This is a genomic window from Thermomicrobiales bacterium, from assembly GCA_023954495.1.
Taxonomy (GTDB): Bacteria; Chloroflexota; Chloroflexia; order Thermomicrobiales; family CFX8; genus JAMLIA01.
This window is the reverse complement of sequence record JAMLIA010000076.1, coordinates 1-15,517: the sequence shown is the minus strand read 5'-3', so window position 1 is coordinate 15,517 and position 15,517 is coordinate 1. Positions and strand designations below refer to the sequence as shown.

Sequence of the window (15,517 nt, the reverse complement as noted above, 5' to 3'; positions counted from 1 at the left end):
CGACGCCGTTGGCTGGTACCGCTTTGGCCCAGCGCCCGGCGAAGCGGGTCGAGCGATCCTGGCCGGACACCTGGACTCGAAGGCCGGACCGGCGGTCTTTTACCGCCTCGGCGAGCTAGTTGCGGGCGACGAGATCGTTATTCACTCTGGAGGGCCAACGACCGACCTTGTCTATGTCGTCCGCGAAACCGTCAGCTATCCGGAGGCGGAGGTACCGACCGATCTCGTCTTCGGGTCAACTGAACAGCCTGAACTCGTGCTGATTACCTGCGCGGGAGCTTTTGATCGGGGGGTTGGAGCGTACGACGAGCGCCGCATTGTCGTGGCCGACCTCCAAACTCCCCAAGGCGCAGAATCGGCTCCGCAAACCTGATTGAACCGGTCGCGATGCCGACCGTGGCCCACCCCTTGCGTACCCCGATAGCACTGACAACGCATTGTCGTCACGTACATGGAGGATTCATGGCTCAGGTTACCAAGTCGATCGACATTAACGTCCCGGTGAGGGTTGCGTATAACCAGTGGACACAGTTCGAAGAATTCCCTCGCTTCATGGAGGGTGTCGAAGAGGTTCGCCAACTCGACGATACGCGTCTTGCATGGAAGGCGAAAATCGCCGGCAAGGCTGAGGAGTGGACTGCCGAGATCACCGAGCAGCACCCCGACCACCGTGTGGCCTGGAAGAGCACCACAGGGGCACGCAACGACGGCGTTGTGACGTTCCACCAGCTTGAAGGCGACATGTCGCGCGTAACCGTGCAGATGGATTTCGAGCCGGACGGCATGGTTGAGAAGGTCGGCGATATGCTCGGCATGGTCGACCGCCGGGTGCAGGGCGACCTGGATCGCTTCAAGGAGTTCATCGAGAGCCGGGATATGTCGACCGGGGCCTGGCGGGGCGATGTCGAAAACCGCACCGATACGACCGGCGACGACTAACCACACCTCACACAGATAGCAGCAGCGGGCTCCGGAACAGACGATCCGGAGCCCGCTCTTTTATGTGGCAGCGCTTTCACTCGCCAGCGAACGCGGCTACACTGTCGCCGGTTGATGCATGGGTAGAAGGAGTGGATTGATGGCGACTTACGACGTGCTGATTCGCGGCGGCAAAGTGGTGGACGGTACTGGCAACCCGTGGTTCTACGGAGATGTCGCGATCTCCGGAGGGACGGTTGCCGCAGTCGCGCCGGCCGGCCAGATCGATCCGTCGAGCGCTACTGAAGTGGTCGACGCGAGCGGCCACGTTGTCTGTCCGGGCTTCATCGACATCCAGTCGCACTCACTCATTCCGTTGCTGTCCGACCCGCGTTCACTCTCCAAGATCACTCAGGGGGTGACGACCGAGATCATGGGCGAGGGCTGGACACCGGCACCGTTCGGGGGGCGAATCACCGATCCACTCGGCGGCTACGACCGCGCACCGCAGGAGATCACCGACACGATCCGTACCTGGGCGCGCTTCGGCGACTGGCTCGCCTGGCTCAGCAATCGCGGCGCTTCGGTCAACTTCGGCTCGTTCATCGGCGGCGCAACAGTTCGCGAGTACGTCAAGGGCTGGGCAATGGGCGACCCGACCGACGACGAGATGGAGGCGATCCGCCAGGTCGTCCGCGATGCGATGGAGGATGGCGCGTTCGGTGTCGCGACGGCGCTGATCTACCCGCCGGGCTCCTACGCGACCGACGACGAGCTGTACGAGATGTGTCGCATCATCGCCGAATATGGCGGCGTCTACATCACCCACATGCGCTCCGAGGCAGACGAGTTCCTGGAGGAGCTGGAGGAGACGCTCGACCTGCCGCGCCAGACCGGCTGTGCGCTGGAGCTGTACCACCTGAAGGTGGGCGGGCAGCGCAACTGGGACAAGATGGCGACGGCGATCGCGATGGTCGACGCGGCCCGCGACGAAGGTCTGGACGTGACCGCCGACATGTACCCCTACATCGCTGGCGGGACGGGCCTGGCGTCGGCGCTGCCAAACTGGGCGGCGGCTGATGGCAAGCTGCACGACAACCTGCGCGACCCGGAGATCCGCGAGAAGATCCGCCACGAGCTGGTCGAGCCGACCGGCGGCTGGGAGCCGCTGGCGACGCTGGCCGGTCCGGAAGGCGTGCTCGTCACCGAACTGACCGCGCCGCAAAACCAGCAGTACTCTGGCAAGCGCCTGTCGGAGATCGCCGAGGCACGCGGGCAGCACTGGACCGACTGCCTGATGGACCTGGTGCTGGAGGACGGCGACCACTGGATCAGCGCTATCTACTTCATGATGAGCGAGGAGAATCTGCCGCGTCAGCTCCAGCAGCCGTGGATGAAGATCTCGACCGACGCCGCCGGCCTCGATCCGGTGATCGCTCGCGAGCATGGTCCGGCGCATCCGCGCTCCTACGGCACCTACACGCGCGTGCTGGGCAAGTACGTCCGCGAGGACGGCGTGCTGACGCTGGAGGACGCCGTGCGCAAGATGACCTCGGCAGTCGCGGATCGCCTCAGCCTGCGCGATCGCGGCCAGCTCCGTGAAGGCATGCAGGCCGACGTCGTCATCTTCGACCCGGCGACGGTCATCGACAACGCTACCTTCACCGACCCACACCAGCACTCCACCGGCGTCCGCGACGTCTGGGTTAACGGCGCGCGCGTGCTCAATGACGGCCAGCACACCGGCGCGACGCCGGGGCAGGCGGTGTATGGGCCGGGGCGGAAGTAAGGGGGGCTGAGCGGAGTTGTTCGCTTATTGAATGCGGGGTGGGTCGCCAGAGTCAGATTCTCATGGAACTGAGCGCGGGAGCCTCCCATTTCACTTGTCATTTCACGCCCGGAGGGCACCCGCGCAGCCGAGAAATCTCTCCTGCGTTAGAGTGGATCGAACGGGTGGGAGATCTCTCACTGCGGTTCGAGATGACAAGTGAAAAGGTGGGCTGCCGATCTGACAACTTGACATTGACAACGCCTGGCACGGAAGCCGTGCTCGTGCCCTGTCATTCCACGCCCAGAGGACATCCGGCAGCGAGGAATCTCCCACGCGTTCGACGCAGTCCGGCACAGGAGAGATGTCTCGCGTGCGCGCTCGAAATGACAGCGAACATGGGACGCTGTCTGACAGGCAGCCTACCTTTGACCTGTCATCTTGAGCCGCAGCGGAAAGACTTCCCACCCGTTCGACTGAGTCCAACGGAAGGGAGATTTCTCGGCTGCGGCCTCGAAATGACAGAAGACAAGATTGGCTACCGGTCGAACGATTCTGGCGATCTGGCAATTGTGTCCTCGCCAGCCTCGAGTCACCGCTTCACACACACATACGCGGCGAACGTGCCGGAGGGGCGGTAGTCGGCCTGGCGGATGATGAAGCCGGTGCGTTCCAGCAGGGGTTCGAGGAGCCAGCTGTAGGTGCTGCTTTCGGTGCGGATGTGCAGTTCCAGATCCTCGCGGGTGAAGCCCTTGGCCGGGTCGGTCGGGGCGTTGGCCAGCCAGCTCTCGAAGCGATCCTCAGCTTCGGACGGATCGAAGGAGTAGACGAGGTCATGCAGCCGCAGGATGCCGCCCTGCCGCAGCATGCGCGCGATACGTTGCAGCGCAACGCCCTTCCAGAAGTCTGGCAGGTGGTGCAGCGTGTTGCGGGTGTAGACGAAATCGGCCCGCCCGCCTTCGTGTTCGTAGCTGAGCAGTCCGGCGTGGACGATCTCGACATTGGTCAGGCCCTGCCGCTCGACGTTGGCGCGCAAGATCTCCAGCATTGCTGGTGAGACATCGACCGCAACGACGCGGGCGCAATGTGGCGCGACGGCCAGCGCAAACGTGCCGGTGCCCGCACCCAGGTCGACGACCGTGCTCTCCGAGCTGAGGCCGAGATCATGGAGGACATTCAGGTCATCGGTGTGGTCGGTCTGCGACTTAGCGTCGTAGCCCTCAACGTACTCCGGGTCGAGGTGCTCATCGCCAGCGTGGATCAGCTCGTCGATCATCCAGGCAGGGCGGTTCATGACTGCTCCCTTCAATACACAAGAGAGCAAACCTACCACGGGCGCTGGAACGATTCACTGGTGCTGCTGCCGCGTGCCAGCCGCGAGCGCCAGTCGTCGCGGTCGAGGACAGCGATCAGGGCGAACGACATCAGCAGGTCGTCGTGCAGGCGCTCGTCCTCGACCGACCAACGCATCAGGCGGCCGGGGCCGGGGAGGACGGTGAACCGGCAGGCGGACAATTGCGCCCAGAACTGGCGATCCAGTCGGTGCTGCTCGGGGTCGGATTCGCCGATGGGCGTGCAGACCTGGATGCGACCGGCATCGATCAGGCTGAGCAGATCCCAGCCGAGCTTGCTCTTTGAGGCGGTCGAGAAGACAAACGGCGTGACGACGCGCTCTCCAAGGCTGGCAGCGAGGAACGAGGCGAGACCAGCGCCGACGCCGGTTGCGTCGATGACAATCCGCCGTGCCCGCCAGACGCGCGTCGCCAGGGCGACGATCTCGTCATGCAGGCGGTTGTGGCGCGTGCCGGTCCACTCGTAGCGCGCGACGACCTCGTAGGTCGGCAGTCCGGCTGCGTGGCTCGGCGGGTGGATGACGCGCACGACGGTCGCGACGGTGGAGTCGCGGCGCGGGGCGAGCTGCCGGAGAGCTGCGCCTTCGATGCCGGATTCCTCCTGCCCGGCAACGTCGATCGTCAGCGCGTAGTCGATTCCGGCGCGATCGGCCCCTGGCGGACGTAGGCATGGCGGGAAATCGCCACGCAGCGTCTCGCGGCGCAGGGCCGGAAAGAGCGAGCTGTCGTCGTCGAGCTCCTGCAGCTCGTACTCGGTGCGGATGAACAGGTGGTGTTCGCCGTGCTGGTCTATCTGGCGGCGGACGAAGTCGCCATGGCAGGGCAACTCTGCGGCGACCTCGCGCCAGGGCACGAGGAAGCGGCGGGTCTGGCCATCGGCGCGCTCCTGCTCGGCCAGCAGACGGAGCTGGCGGGAGAGTAGCGTCGTGCTGGTCCAGATGGTGCCCATGAACAGCGTCGGCGCGTTGGAGGCTGCGCCCATCGGCGCGAAGACGGCGTCCCAGATGTCCGGGCTGATCCCCTGCGCCTCGTTGGCGACAAGCAGGAGGTCGGCGGTGTTGCCGCGTGCGTGGGCCAGCGGCGACGCCGACAGGTAGCGGACCGATGCGCGCCCGAGCTGGACGATGGTGCCATCGCGCACCTGATAGCGGCCCTGCGTGAGCGGACCTTCGAGCCGCGCCAGCAGGCGGTCGCGGGCGATGTGGCCCTGCGGCTTGAGGGCCGGGACGGCGACGACGACGTTGCCACCGACGCGCTGGTAGCGCCAGAGCATCCAGGCGCAGAGCTGCGCGAGCATCTCGTCCTTGCCGGATTGCCGCGCGAAGACAGCAGCCAGCTCGATGCCGCGGCGCTCGGCGACGGCCTGCGCGATGGCACGGGCGGCCGGGAGCTGATAGCGGCGAAGCTGGAAGCGCGGGGCTTGCACGCGGCTGAACCGCTCGATGTCAGCGAGCGCCGGGCGAATCTGGGAGAGCAACGCGTCGCTCATCGGGCGCTCCATTCGTTGGCGGTCAGGCGAGACGGCTGAGGATGTCACCGAGGACGGCGGCGATGACAAGGTAGAACAGCGCATCGACGCGTTGGCGGGTAGCGCTCACCTCGCGGATGAGATCGTCGACCATCTGGCGCGTGACGACCTCGAAGACTGAGGCTGGCTGCAGGTCGAGCGCAGCGTTGCTCGGTGTATCACGTGGCCCGGTGTGCTCGCGAGCCGGGCGCTGCATGCCGGTCAGGTCATGCATGGGTCACCTCCTTCTTCGTCCAGTCCCACCTCGGCCAGAGCGCGGAGGACTTCGGCATCAACGACTCCATGTTCCGCACCGCCGCGCGACTGCGCCTGGATGATGCGGACGATCGCGTTGACGACGGCGGTCGCGCTTTGCACGAGGCGGCGCTCGTCGCCCTCCTCGTCGTCCATCGCCACGAGCAGACGCCGCAGCAGCACGCGCAATGCGCCGAGCTCCGACGACAGCGAGGCGTCCTGGCCGAGTTGAGTAATCGCGGTATCGAGTGACGGGGGAAGATCGGGCACACGCGGCATGACACCCCCTTCGCAGGTCCGATTCGACCGAGGAGTCGATACCCCTCTACTTATACGAACAGGATCTAGCGGAAAAAGTGCGACATTTTCGGTGTAGACTCGTCCGGCGTACCCAGATAAGCGACAGAGGAGACGACTGATGGTTGATGCGACAACGCAGCGCGACGTGATCGAGACCCCGAAGGCAGCCGCGCCGATCGGGCCGTATTCGCAGGCGATCCGGGCGGCAGGACTGGTCTTCGTCGCCGGGGAGAAGGGGATCGACCCGGTCACGAATCAGATGGTCAGCGGCGGCGTCGCCGCCGAGACGCGGCAGACACTGGAGAACATCCGCAACATCCTGGAGGAGGCCGGCTCGTCGTTGGCGAAGGCGGTCGCAACAACCGTCTACCTGACCGACATCAACACCTTCGCCGAGATGAACGCCATCTACGCCGAGTACTTCCCCAACGAAGCACCCGGCCGCACCACGGTCGGCGTCGTCTCGCTACCAGCCGGCGCGCAGGTCGAGATTACGGTGACGGCGCTGGCGTAGGCGGGGGGGCGCCCCCCCCCCCCCCCCCCCCCCCCCGGGGGGGGGGGGGCGCGCCCCCCGCCCCGCGCCCCCCCCCCCCCCCCCCCCCCCCCCCCCCCCCCAAAGAGAACTTCAGCTGCTGGTCGTAGACTGACGGCCAGCGCAGGAAGGATGAGACGATGGCGAATGGACAGGTTCATAGCCGGGAGTTCAAGCTGCAGGTGGTGCGCCAGATCCGGGGATGGCGAGAAGCGTCCAGCACCAGGTCTGCCGGGAACACAACCTGAGTGACGGCCTGGTCTGGCGCTGGCGACGGGAGTATGCCGCACGCGGTGAGGCCGCCTTCTCCCCGCAGGAGCAGACGGGTTCAGCCACGCTGGAGCGGCGCATCGCCGAGCTGGAGCAGTTCCTGTGGAGCAACTGGCGCTGGAGGAACCGGGTGCTAAAGGGGCTCGCCAGCGCTCGCTCGCGGAACGACACGCCATGATCAGCGCTGCGCAGACAACCACCCACAACTCTCGATCGTCAGCTGTGCGCGCTCTTCGGTGTCGGACGCACCTGGTATTACACGCAGCCGACCGAGCCAGACAGCCAGACTGTGGCGCTCGGGCGGCGATCGAGACCATCATCCTGGCCTTCCCCGGCTATGGCTATCGCCGTTGTCCGCAAGCAGCTCCAGCGTGATGGTTGGACGATCAATCACAGCGCGATCTTACGGGTGGTGCGCGCAGAATCCTTGTTGTGTCAGCTCAAACGGCACTTCGTCGTGACGACGGATGCGACCCATGCACTGCGGCGATGCGAACCGGATCCGGGATCTTGACATTGTGCGACCCAATCAGGTCTGGCAATCAGACATCACCTACATCCGATTGCCAGCAGGCTTTGTCTGGCCGCCATCATCGATAGCTATTCACGGCGCTGTATTGGCTGGGCGCTCTCACGCACGATCGACACCGCGTTGGCACTGGATGCCCTGGAGCAGGCACTCCAGACGCGGCAGCCCGCGCCAGGACTGATCCATCATTCGGATCAGGGCGTGCAGTATGCCAGCACAGCCTATGTGTGGCGCGGTTGGAGGAGGCGGAGTCTCGCGATCAGCATGACAGGTCGTGGCAACCCGTACGAGAATGCCAGGGCTGAGAGCCAGCTGGGCAACTCAAGACGAGGAGGTGAACGCAACGTACCAGTCGATCGAGGAGGCTGCGGCCAATCCTGGACCACTTCATCGAGGACGTGTACAACCACAAGCGGTTGCACTCCAGCCTCGGCTATCGGTCGCCTGCTGAGTTCAGGTGACCAACGCAACGACCGTAACCTCTCTTTGATCGTGGTTCGCTATTTGGGGTTCACTCCACCTCACCCCCCTCGCCCCCTCTCCCCACGTTGGGAGAGGGGGTGTCCTTTGGCGGGCGTCCTCTACGTCCGATACCGCGTCGGCGTGATCACGAACGCTTCGCTGTAGGCGACGGCGAATTCGGGGGCGGTGTAGCCGATGTCGACGATGTGTTGGGCGTATTTCGCCTGGTAGGCGTCGTTGGCGTTGGACTGCGGGTGGGCGGGATCGACGGCTGCGGTGCCTTCGATGCGGATGACATCGCCGCCGCCTCTGGTGTCATCGATGGTGAACGACACGTGCGGGTTGCTGGCGATGTTGCGCAGCTTGACCTGGTTCGGGCGGCTGTAGATCACGATCGTCGCGCCATCCCAGAGGAACCAGACCGGCACGCTATCCGGCTGGCCGCTGGGGCGGACGGTCGTCAGCCAGCCGACGATGTCCTCGCGCAAGCGCGCGGCGACGTGGCGGCCGCGCTCTGTGGTCGTATCGAGCTGTACGTCAGCCATTGATGAGCCTTTCTGCTCAGGCATAGGCAGCGACGCCACCCTGGCGTCGCGGGTCGGACGCGCCGTGCCACTGGTCGTCTGCGGTGCGGGCGACGAGCTGGATGCGTCCCTGCAAGGTGTCGTAGGCGAACGGGCGGTAGGTGATCTCGTGGCCGCGCTCGGTCAGCGCCTGGGCGGTCGCCAGCGGCGTGCGTGTTTCGAGCATCGCCGACGGTCCCTCGGCGTGGACACGCGGGACGGAGACGGCCTCCAGCGGCGACATGCCGAAATCGACGCTGTTGCTAATGACCTGCACGATCGCGTTGATGATGGCGTTGCTACCGGGGCTGCCGAGCGCCATGAGCGGCGTGCCGTCGCGCAGCACGATCGTCGGGCACATGCCGGAGAGGCGCACCTTACCGGGCGCGGCCGAGTTAGGCTGATCCGGGCGCAGGTCGAACCCACCACCGCCGTTGTACTGGAAGCCCATGTCCGGCGCGATGACACCCGAGCCGTGGCCGAGCGTGTGGGTGACGGCGACGATGTTGCCATCAGCATCAGCGACTGTCATGTGCGTCGTGCCGGGGACATCGTCCGCCGGAGCAGACACCAGATCGCCGCGCACGATGCGGTCGTGCAGGGCGGTGATGTGCGGCTCGCTCAGCAGCTCGGCGGTCGGGTCGGGCACGAAGTCCGGGTCGCCGAGACGCTCGCTGCGATCGGCAAACGCCAGCTGCATTGCCGAGATGAGTGCATGCAGATGATCGGCACCGCCATGCTGCAACGCCGCGAGGTCGAAGCGTTCCAGCAGCGCCAGGATCTGCAGCACGGTCGTGCCGCCGCAGGGGGTCGGCGCACAGGCGATGGCCAGGTCGCGGTAGCTGCCGACAAGCGAAGTGCGCTCGCGGACGCGGTAGTTGGCCAGATCCTCGGCGGTGACCAGCGCGTCGTTGGCGGCCAGGTCGGCGGCGATCTCGTGCGCCAGCTCGCCGCGATAGAACGAATCGGCACCGTCGGCAGCGAGGCGTTCCAGCGTACGGGCGTAATCAGGGTTCACCCAGTGGTCGCCCACCCGCAGCGGTCGACCGTCGTCGCTCAGCCAGAGCTGCGCCATGCCCTCGGTGGCGCGCAGGAAGTCATCCAGCGGCGGGCTGGCCGGGCTGGAGCCGTACTGGTGGCGCTCGTCGAGGAAGTCGGCGATGTATTCATCGACCGGGTAGCCCTGACGCAGCGTCTCGATGGCTGGCTGCAGCAGCTCCGCCCACGGCCTGCTGCCCCAGCGCTCGTGGAGCGCGCCGAAGCCGGCGACGGTGCCCGGCTGCATGATCGTCTGATAGCCCATCTGCTCCGGGAAGCCCTCGACGTAGCGCTTGCCGGTGGGCGTCTCGCGCACGCGGCCCTCCCAGCGGTTGGGGATGTAGCCTGATCCGGCGCGGTGCAGAAAATCGAGCACCACGGTTTCGCCAGTCGCGGCGAGGTAGACGTGGGCGACACCCATGCCGCCGATGCCGCACATCAGCGGGTCGGTCGCCATTTGCATGAATCCGGCAGCGACCGCAGCATCGAAGGCGTTGCCACCTGCGCGGAGCACGGCTGCCCCAGCCTCGGCTGCGCGTGGCTGCGGTGCGACGACGACTGCTCTCATCCCGGCTCCTCCTTCATCGGCGCGTCATCCGCGCGACGAGAATAGCATGGAACACCGCAAGCTCTTCCCTCGCACGTCTCAAGCCCGTATGCTCAGTCTCACCAGAGAGGAGGACACGGATGACCATCCCACTGGACCTCGATCTCTCGCGTGATCCGCTTCGTGTGCTGGAGAGTACACGCCCGATTGTCCAGTCGTCGCCACTCGTCCAGATCGACCCGCTGCAGATCGAGCGCGTCGCGACGCTTCTTGGCGAGATGCCGATGCCGAAGGCCGACTGGGATCGTCTGCTGCACCCGACCTCGACCGACCCGGCCCGGTTAGCCAACCTCGTCCTGGTTGTTGATGCGCTGAACTTCTGCTTCTGGTCGTTCCCCAACAGTGGCAAACCGCGCTGGCAGGTGACCCACAACGATACGACCTACAACGGCTACGCCGCGCTGGCAGTCGCGCTGCGCCGGTCGGTGGAATCCGGCTTCCCGCTCTGGGACGGCGACCTGCTCGGCACGATCACCGAGGCCGATGTCTCCGAAATCCTGGCCGGCGACTCCGGCTGCGACACGATCCCGCTGCTGCACGCGCGGATGACGCACCTCCGCGAGGTCGGCATCGCGCTAGTCGAGCAGTGGGAGGGCACGTTCCTGCACGCGATCCGGGCGGCGAACGGCTCGTCCTCCCGACTGATCGCCGAGGTGCTGCGCGCGCTCCCGTCGTTCCGCGATACTGCCCGCCACAATCGCCGCGAGGTGCGCTTCTACAAGCGCGCGCAGATCCTCGTCGCCGATCTGTATGGCGCATTCGGCGGCAGGGGGCCGGGCGCATTCACCGATCTGCATACGCTGACCGCCTTCGCCGATTACAAGGTGCCGCAGGTGCTGCGCCACCTCGGCGTGCTGACCTACGCGCCGGAGCTGGCCGAGCGGATCGAGCGGCAGGAGCTGATCCCGCCGGAAAGCGAGGAGGAGCTGGCCATCCGCGCCGCGACCGTCTGGGCCGTCGAGCTGCTGCGGCAGGAGATCGCCCGCCGTGGCCGCGACCGCCCGCCCTACGCGATCGACTGGGGGCTCTGGCAAGCGGGGCAGGCGCTGCCGGATACGGTCGAGCCGTATCACAGGACGCTGACGGTCTATTACTGATGGCGGATGCCAGCCCGTTCGAAGCCGTCGCCCGCGCCGTCGACCCGACTACACGCCTGCTGCACGCCGAGCCACTGACCGGCGGCATCTCGGCGACGGTGACGGCGCTGACGGTCGAACGCGCCGACGGGCGCACCGAGCGCTGGGTCGTCCGGCAGCACGGCGAGCGGGACCTGCGCGGCAATTCGCACATTGCCCGCGATGAGTTTCGGCTGCTGCAAATCGCCGCCGCCCACAACCTGCCGGTGCCGCCACCGATCGCCGTTGACGAAACCGGCGCAATCCTCGGCAGTCCCTACCTGATCGTCGGCTTCGTCGACGGCGAGGACGACTTCGAGCCGGACGACCTGTCCGCGACGTTGCGCCAGATGGCCGACGCGCTGGCTGCCATCCACGCCATCCCGGACATCGCCCCGCTCGCCTTCCTGCCGCGCGCCGAACGCGGCTACCGCCCAGCATCACACCGCCTCGACGACGCGCTCCAGGAGGGCCGGATTCGCGCCGCGCTCGATGCGCACACACCGGCAGCAGCGAACAGCCCGACGCTGCTCCACGGCGACTACTGGCCGGGCAACATCCTCTGGAAGTCTGGGCGCATTGCGGCGATCATCGACTGGGAAGACGCCGCGCTTGGCGACCCGCTGGCCGATCTGGCAACCGCCCGGCTCGAAATCTTCTGGTGGTTCGGCGAAGCGGCGAGGGACAACTTCACCGCGCACTACCTGACCCGGGCAACATCCTGCGATCCAGGCAACTTGCCCTACTGGGATCTCGTCGCCGCCCTGCGCCCCTGCGGCAAGCTCGCCGACTTCGGCCTCGACGCCGACACCGAACGCACCTTCCGCGAGCGCCACGCCGCCTTCGTCGATGCCGCCATCGAGCAGATCGCTGCCGGGTAGCACGAAGAGGAATCCGGGCGGCTATTGGGGGCCGCCCGGATCAGGGGGAAGGGATTAAGGAGTAGGTTGAGGGGCGAGGCGTTCACCAAACCGGCAGATATAGTGCCCATATGCCCAGACGACCAGGGGAAGCCATCAGGCTGACGGCCGGGTTCTGTCTCGCATCATTCCCAACAGTGCAGCAGGAGCCCCTATTCCCCTCGGTCACAGCGATTTCACAGATTGGTGGGGTGGTGGGTGCTTTGCTGCGTGTGACAGGTGCCAACGGGTGGGAGATTTCTCGCTGCGGTTCGAAATGACAGGACAAGGGAAAGGTTGCCGATCGAACGTTTCATGGTGGACAACGTAGCGCGTAGGTTGTCAATGCCAGCATGTCGAGTGTCCCGGTCCGACAGCCACCCCCGTACCCTGTCATTTCGAACCGCAGTGAGAAATCTCCCACCCGTTGACACCAGTCCAACGCCGCACGGCACCCACCGCTCCATCCCCCACCCCGCGCGCTGATACGCTTCTGCGGGTATTGGGAACAGCGGGGAAGTGTGCATGCGTGAACAGTGACAGGGCGGCCAGGGCGTGGCGGCCGGGACCGGCGTTCGGGCTGATCCTCGGGCACTTCGCCATGTTCGGCGTCGTGGCCGGCGTGCGGGGCGTCGTCTGGGCCGAGCTGGTCGATGCGCTGCGCATCGGTTCCGGCGCGTTCGGCAGTGCCCAGCTGGTGGCGTCGTTCGTCTCGGTCGCCGTCGTCACCGTCTACGCGCGCGTGGCGGCGCGGATCGGGCCGCGCTCGATCGCTGGTGTCGGACTAATGCTGATGGTGATCGCGCTGCTCTGGCTGGCCTGGGCCGGGTCGCTCGCCATGCTCGTCGTCGCGCTGGCCGTGTTCGGTGCCAGCACCGGCATGCTGGACGGCGCGATGATTCAGGGCTCGGTCGATTGGGAGCGCGCGGCCAAGCGCGCCCGCATGAATGTCATGCATGCCGGTTTCAGCGTCGGCGCGGTCGTTGGCGCGATCGCCGCCGGGCTGGGCCTGGCTGCCGGTGCCGACTACCCGACGCTGCTCATCTTCGCCGCCGCGCTGGTGGCCGTTACGCTGGCGGCGACGGCCATCATCGCCTACCCGCCGTCTGGCCCTGCGCCATCCGGCTCCAGCGGCAGTTGGCGGCCGGTGCTGGCCGCGCCCGGCATCGGCGCGCTGATCGGCATCGTCGTCTGGAGCGTCGTTGTCGAGAGCGTCGCCTTCGTCTGGGCCGTCATCTATCTGCGCGACGATCTGGGCGCATCCGCCGCCGCAGGTGGGGCGAGCTTCGCGCTGTTCAACGCCACGATGTTCGCCGGACGCATGCTCAACTCGCTGCTCGTCGTGCGGCTCGGCGCACGCAGTTCGCTGCTGGTGTCGGGCGCGGGCATCGCCGTCGGCGGCCTGCTGCTGGTCGCATCGAGCAGCGTGCCGCTGGCCATGCTGGCGCTGGCGCTGGCCGGGCTCGGCGTCGCCGGCATCTTCCCGACCGTGATGAGCGAATCCGCCAGCCGCCTGCCCGATCACAGCCGCGAGCTGACCGCCGTCATCATGACCGTCACCTACATCGCCTTCATGATCACGCCACCAGCCATCGGCTGGATCGCCGAGCTCAGCTCGCTGCGCACCGCCATGCTGCTCCTCCCCACCAGCGGCCTTGTCATCATCGCCCTCGCCGTCCGCGGCCTCAGCGGCGCGACAAACACAATAACCCCCTCAACCCGTTCGTAGAGACAACGCTCGCGCTGTCATCGCCGTGAGACACCCTCCGCGCCGAATGTGCAGCGCGCAGATCTTTCGTACGGACAGGACCAGGCCTGTCCTCGCCGTGAGGCGACGCTCCCGCGTCGAGCCATTGTGCTCCGAACCTGCGCAAGCAGAATCGTGAGAAGACTCCTCATATCCACGCCCTTGCGATTCGAGGACAAATCAGACACAGGATGTTGAATGCATAATCAAACCGGGAGCGTCGCCTCACGGCGAGGACAGGCCTGGTCCTGTCCGTACGAAAGATCTGACAGTCCGTGGACTGCACCCCCTGCCGCTGCCCAGAGGGCTCCCGCCCAACGTTGGGAGAGGGGGAGTAGACTGGCGCAAAGAGACGGGGGTGGGGTGATGCCACGGGCGCGGGTGGTTGCCGGGATTATGAGTGGGACGTCGGCGGATGGGGTTGATGTGGCGCTGGTGGCGCTGGATGGTGCGAGCCGCCCGACGCTCGTGCATGCCGCCGTGCATCCATTTGATGCAGCGACTCGCGCGGCGATCCTGAGGCTAGCCGAGCCGGACGGGGGCGACGCGCGCGCTGTGTCGCGGCTCAACTTCCACCTGGCACGCACCTATGCGGACGCGCTGGCGGCGACGCTGGCGGAGGCGGGGATGCCGTCGGCGCAGCTCGACCTGATCGGCTGCCACGGTCAGACGATCGCGCACCTGCCGAACGAGCCAGTACCCTCGACGTTGCAGGCCGGTTCGGGTCCGGCTCTGGCGGCGCTGAGCGGCGTGCCAGTCGCCTACGACTTCCGGGCTGCCGACGTGGCACTCGGCGGCCAGGGTGCGCCGCTGATTCCGTTTGTCGACTTCCTGCTGTTTCACGAGCGGGCTACGGGCCACGCCGTCGGCGCGCTCAATCTGGGCGGCATCGCCAACCTGACGCTGCTGCCGAGCGGCGCGACCGACCCGACACAGGTCGTCGCCTTCGACAGCGGCCCGGCAAATATCGTGATGGACGGCCTGACGCGCGAGCTCGTCGGCGCGGACTTCGACCGCGACGGGCAGCTCGCCGCCGCCGGAACCGTCCACGACGGGCTGCTGGCCGAGCTACTGCAGCACGACTATTTCACCCGCACGCCGCCGAAGAGCACCGGCCGCGAAGAGTTCGGTGCGCCGTTCATCGCCGCACTGCTGCAACGGGGCAAGCGCCTGAACCTCTCGGACGCCGACCTGGTCGCGACCGCGACGATGCTGACAGCGCGCTCGATCGCGCAGTCGCTGCAGACCGTGCCGGAGCAGCACATCCCGGCCGAGCTGATTCTGGGCGGCGGGGGTGCCGACAATCCCACGCTCTGGCGGATGCTCGCTGCCGAGCTGCCGGATGTGACGCTGCTGCGGCACGAGGATGCCGGCTGGCCGAGCGATGCCAAGGAGGCGATCGGCTTCGCGCTGCTGGCCGATGCAGCTGTGCGTGGTGTGCCGTCTGCGCTGCCGAACGTCACCGGCACGCGCGAGCCGCTCGTGCTCGGCGCGCTCGCTCCGGGTCGTCCGCCGCGTGTCTGGCCAGACTGGATTGGGCAGGCATGACGGACAAACGAGCCACAGAAGGCATCCATCCGCAGGCATCGCAGCTCGATGCGCTCTCGACCCTGGCCTGGCTGGAGGCGATGCACGAGCACGGGCGGGCGGTGTTC

General features: G+C 66.7%; 15 protein-coding genes. 9 read left to right on the top strand and 6 right to left on the bottom strand.

The annotated features are described in order from the left end of the window. The 3 genes from M9890_12755 to M9890_12745 all read left to right on the top strand — a co-directional run. Positions 1-373 (top strand): class F sortase (locus M9890_12755; GenBank protein MCO5177819.1); only part of this gene is annotated, 373 nt, incomplete at its 5' end. Positions 374-462: 89 nt separating this feature from the next. Beyond that, a complete protein-coding gene (locus M9890_12750) occupies positions 463-939 on the top strand; it encodes an SRPBCC family protein (protein ID MCO5177818.1) in 477 nt (158 codons plus the stop codon). A 139-nt stretch (positions 940-1,078) separates the two neighbouring features. Then, entirely contained in the window at positions 1,079-2,707 is a 1,629-nt protein-coding gene (locus M9890_12745; GenBank protein ID MCO5177817.1) for a D-aminoacylase, read from the top strand. A gap of 571 nt (positions 2,708-3,278) precedes the next feature. On the opposite strand, the gene M9890_12740 is transcribed toward M9890_12745, so the two are convergent. The 4 genes from M9890_12740 to M9890_12725 are packed head-to-tail and all read right to left on the bottom strand — an operon-like array spanning position 3,279 to position 6,079. Then, positions 3,279-3,980, bottom strand: coding sequence for a class I SAM-dependent methyltransferase (locus M9890_12740; GenBank protein ID MCO5177816.1), 702 nt, complete (start codon positions 3,978-3,980; stop codon positions 3,279-3,281). 32 nt (positions 3,981-4,012) lie between these two features. Then, a complete protein-coding gene (locus tag M9890_12735) occupies positions 4,013-5,527 on the bottom strand; it encodes a hypothetical protein (GenBank protein MCO5177815.1) in 1,515 nt (504 codons plus the stop codon). A gap of 22 nt (positions 5,528-5,549) precedes the next feature. Further along, positions 5,550-5,780: a hypothetical protein gene (locus M9890_12730; GenBank protein ID MCO5177814.1), complete on the bottom strand. Its 231-nt coding sequence runs from the start codon at positions 5,778-5,780 to the stop codon at positions 5,550-5,552. Further along, complete coding sequence (locus tag M9890_12725) at positions 5,768-6,079, bottom strand: hypothetical protein (protein ID MCO5177813.1); 312 nt, start codon at positions 6,077-6,079, stop codon at positions 5,768-5,770. The genes M9890_12730 and M9890_12725 overlap by 13 nt, the downstream gene beginning before the upstream one ends. A 139-nt stretch (positions 6,080-6,218) precedes the next feature. On the opposite strand from M9890_12725, the gene M9890_12720 reads away from it, so the two are divergent. Then, positions 6,219-6,614 (top strand): Rid family detoxifying hydrolase, encoded by a 396-nt coding sequence (locus tag M9890_12720; protein MCO5177812.1) that lies wholly within the window; start codon positions 6,219-6,221, stop codon positions 6,612-6,614. Positions 6,615-6,834: 220 nt separating this feature from the next. Further along, on the top strand, positions 6,835-7,080 hold the full coding sequence (locus M9890_12715; GenBank protein MCO5177811.1) for a transposase: 246 nt from the start codon (positions 6,835-6,837) through the stop codon (positions 7,078-7,080). 932 nt (positions 7,081-8,012) lie between these two features. Here M9890_12715 and M9890_12710 read toward each other — a convergent pair. Then, complete coding sequence (locus M9890_12710) at positions 8,013-8,438, bottom strand: TIGR03667 family PPOX class F420-dependent oxidoreductase (protein MCO5177810.1); 426 nt, start codon at positions 8,436-8,438, stop codon at positions 8,013-8,015. 16 nt (positions 8,439-8,454) lie between these two features. Continuing rightward, positions 8,455-10,062: a gamma-glutamyltransferase gene (ggt, locus tag M9890_12705; GenBank protein MCO5177809.1), complete on the bottom strand. Its 1,608-nt coding sequence runs from the start codon at positions 10,060-10,062 to the stop codon at positions 8,455-8,457. Positions 10,063-10,181: 119 nt separating this feature from the next. On the opposite strand from ggt, the gene M9890_12700 reads away from it, so the two are divergent. The 4 genes from M9890_12700 (at position 10,182) to M9890_12685 (ending at position 15,410) form a co-directional block, all read left to right on the top strand. Beyond that, entirely contained in the window at positions 10,182-11,198 is a 1,017-nt protein-coding gene (locus M9890_12700) for a queuosine salvage family protein (protein ID MCO5177808.1), read from the top strand. Continuing rightward, the gene (locus tag M9890_12695) at positions 11,198-12,097 is read left to right on the top strand and encodes a phosphotransferase family protein (protein MCO5177807.1); all 900 of its coding nucleotides are present in this window, start codon (positions 11,198-11,200) and stop codon (positions 12,095-12,097) included. The genes M9890_12700 and M9890_12695 overlap by 1 nt, the downstream gene beginning before the upstream one ends. 547 nt (positions 12,098-12,644) lie before the next feature. Beyond that, on the top strand, positions 12,645-13,844 hold the full coding sequence (locus M9890_12690; GenBank protein MCO5177806.1) for an MFS transporter: 1,200 nt from the start codon (positions 12,645-12,647) through the stop codon (positions 13,842-13,844). A 384-nt stretch (positions 13,845-14,228) separates the two neighbouring features. Continuing rightward, the gene (locus M9890_12685) at positions 14,229-15,410 is read left to right on the top strand and encodes an anhydro-N-acetylmuramic acid kinase (protein ID MCO5177805.1); all 1,182 of its coding nucleotides are present in this window, start codon (positions 14,229-14,231) and stop codon (positions 15,408-15,410) included. The last annotated feature ends 107 nt before the right edge of the window (positions 15,411-15,517 follow it).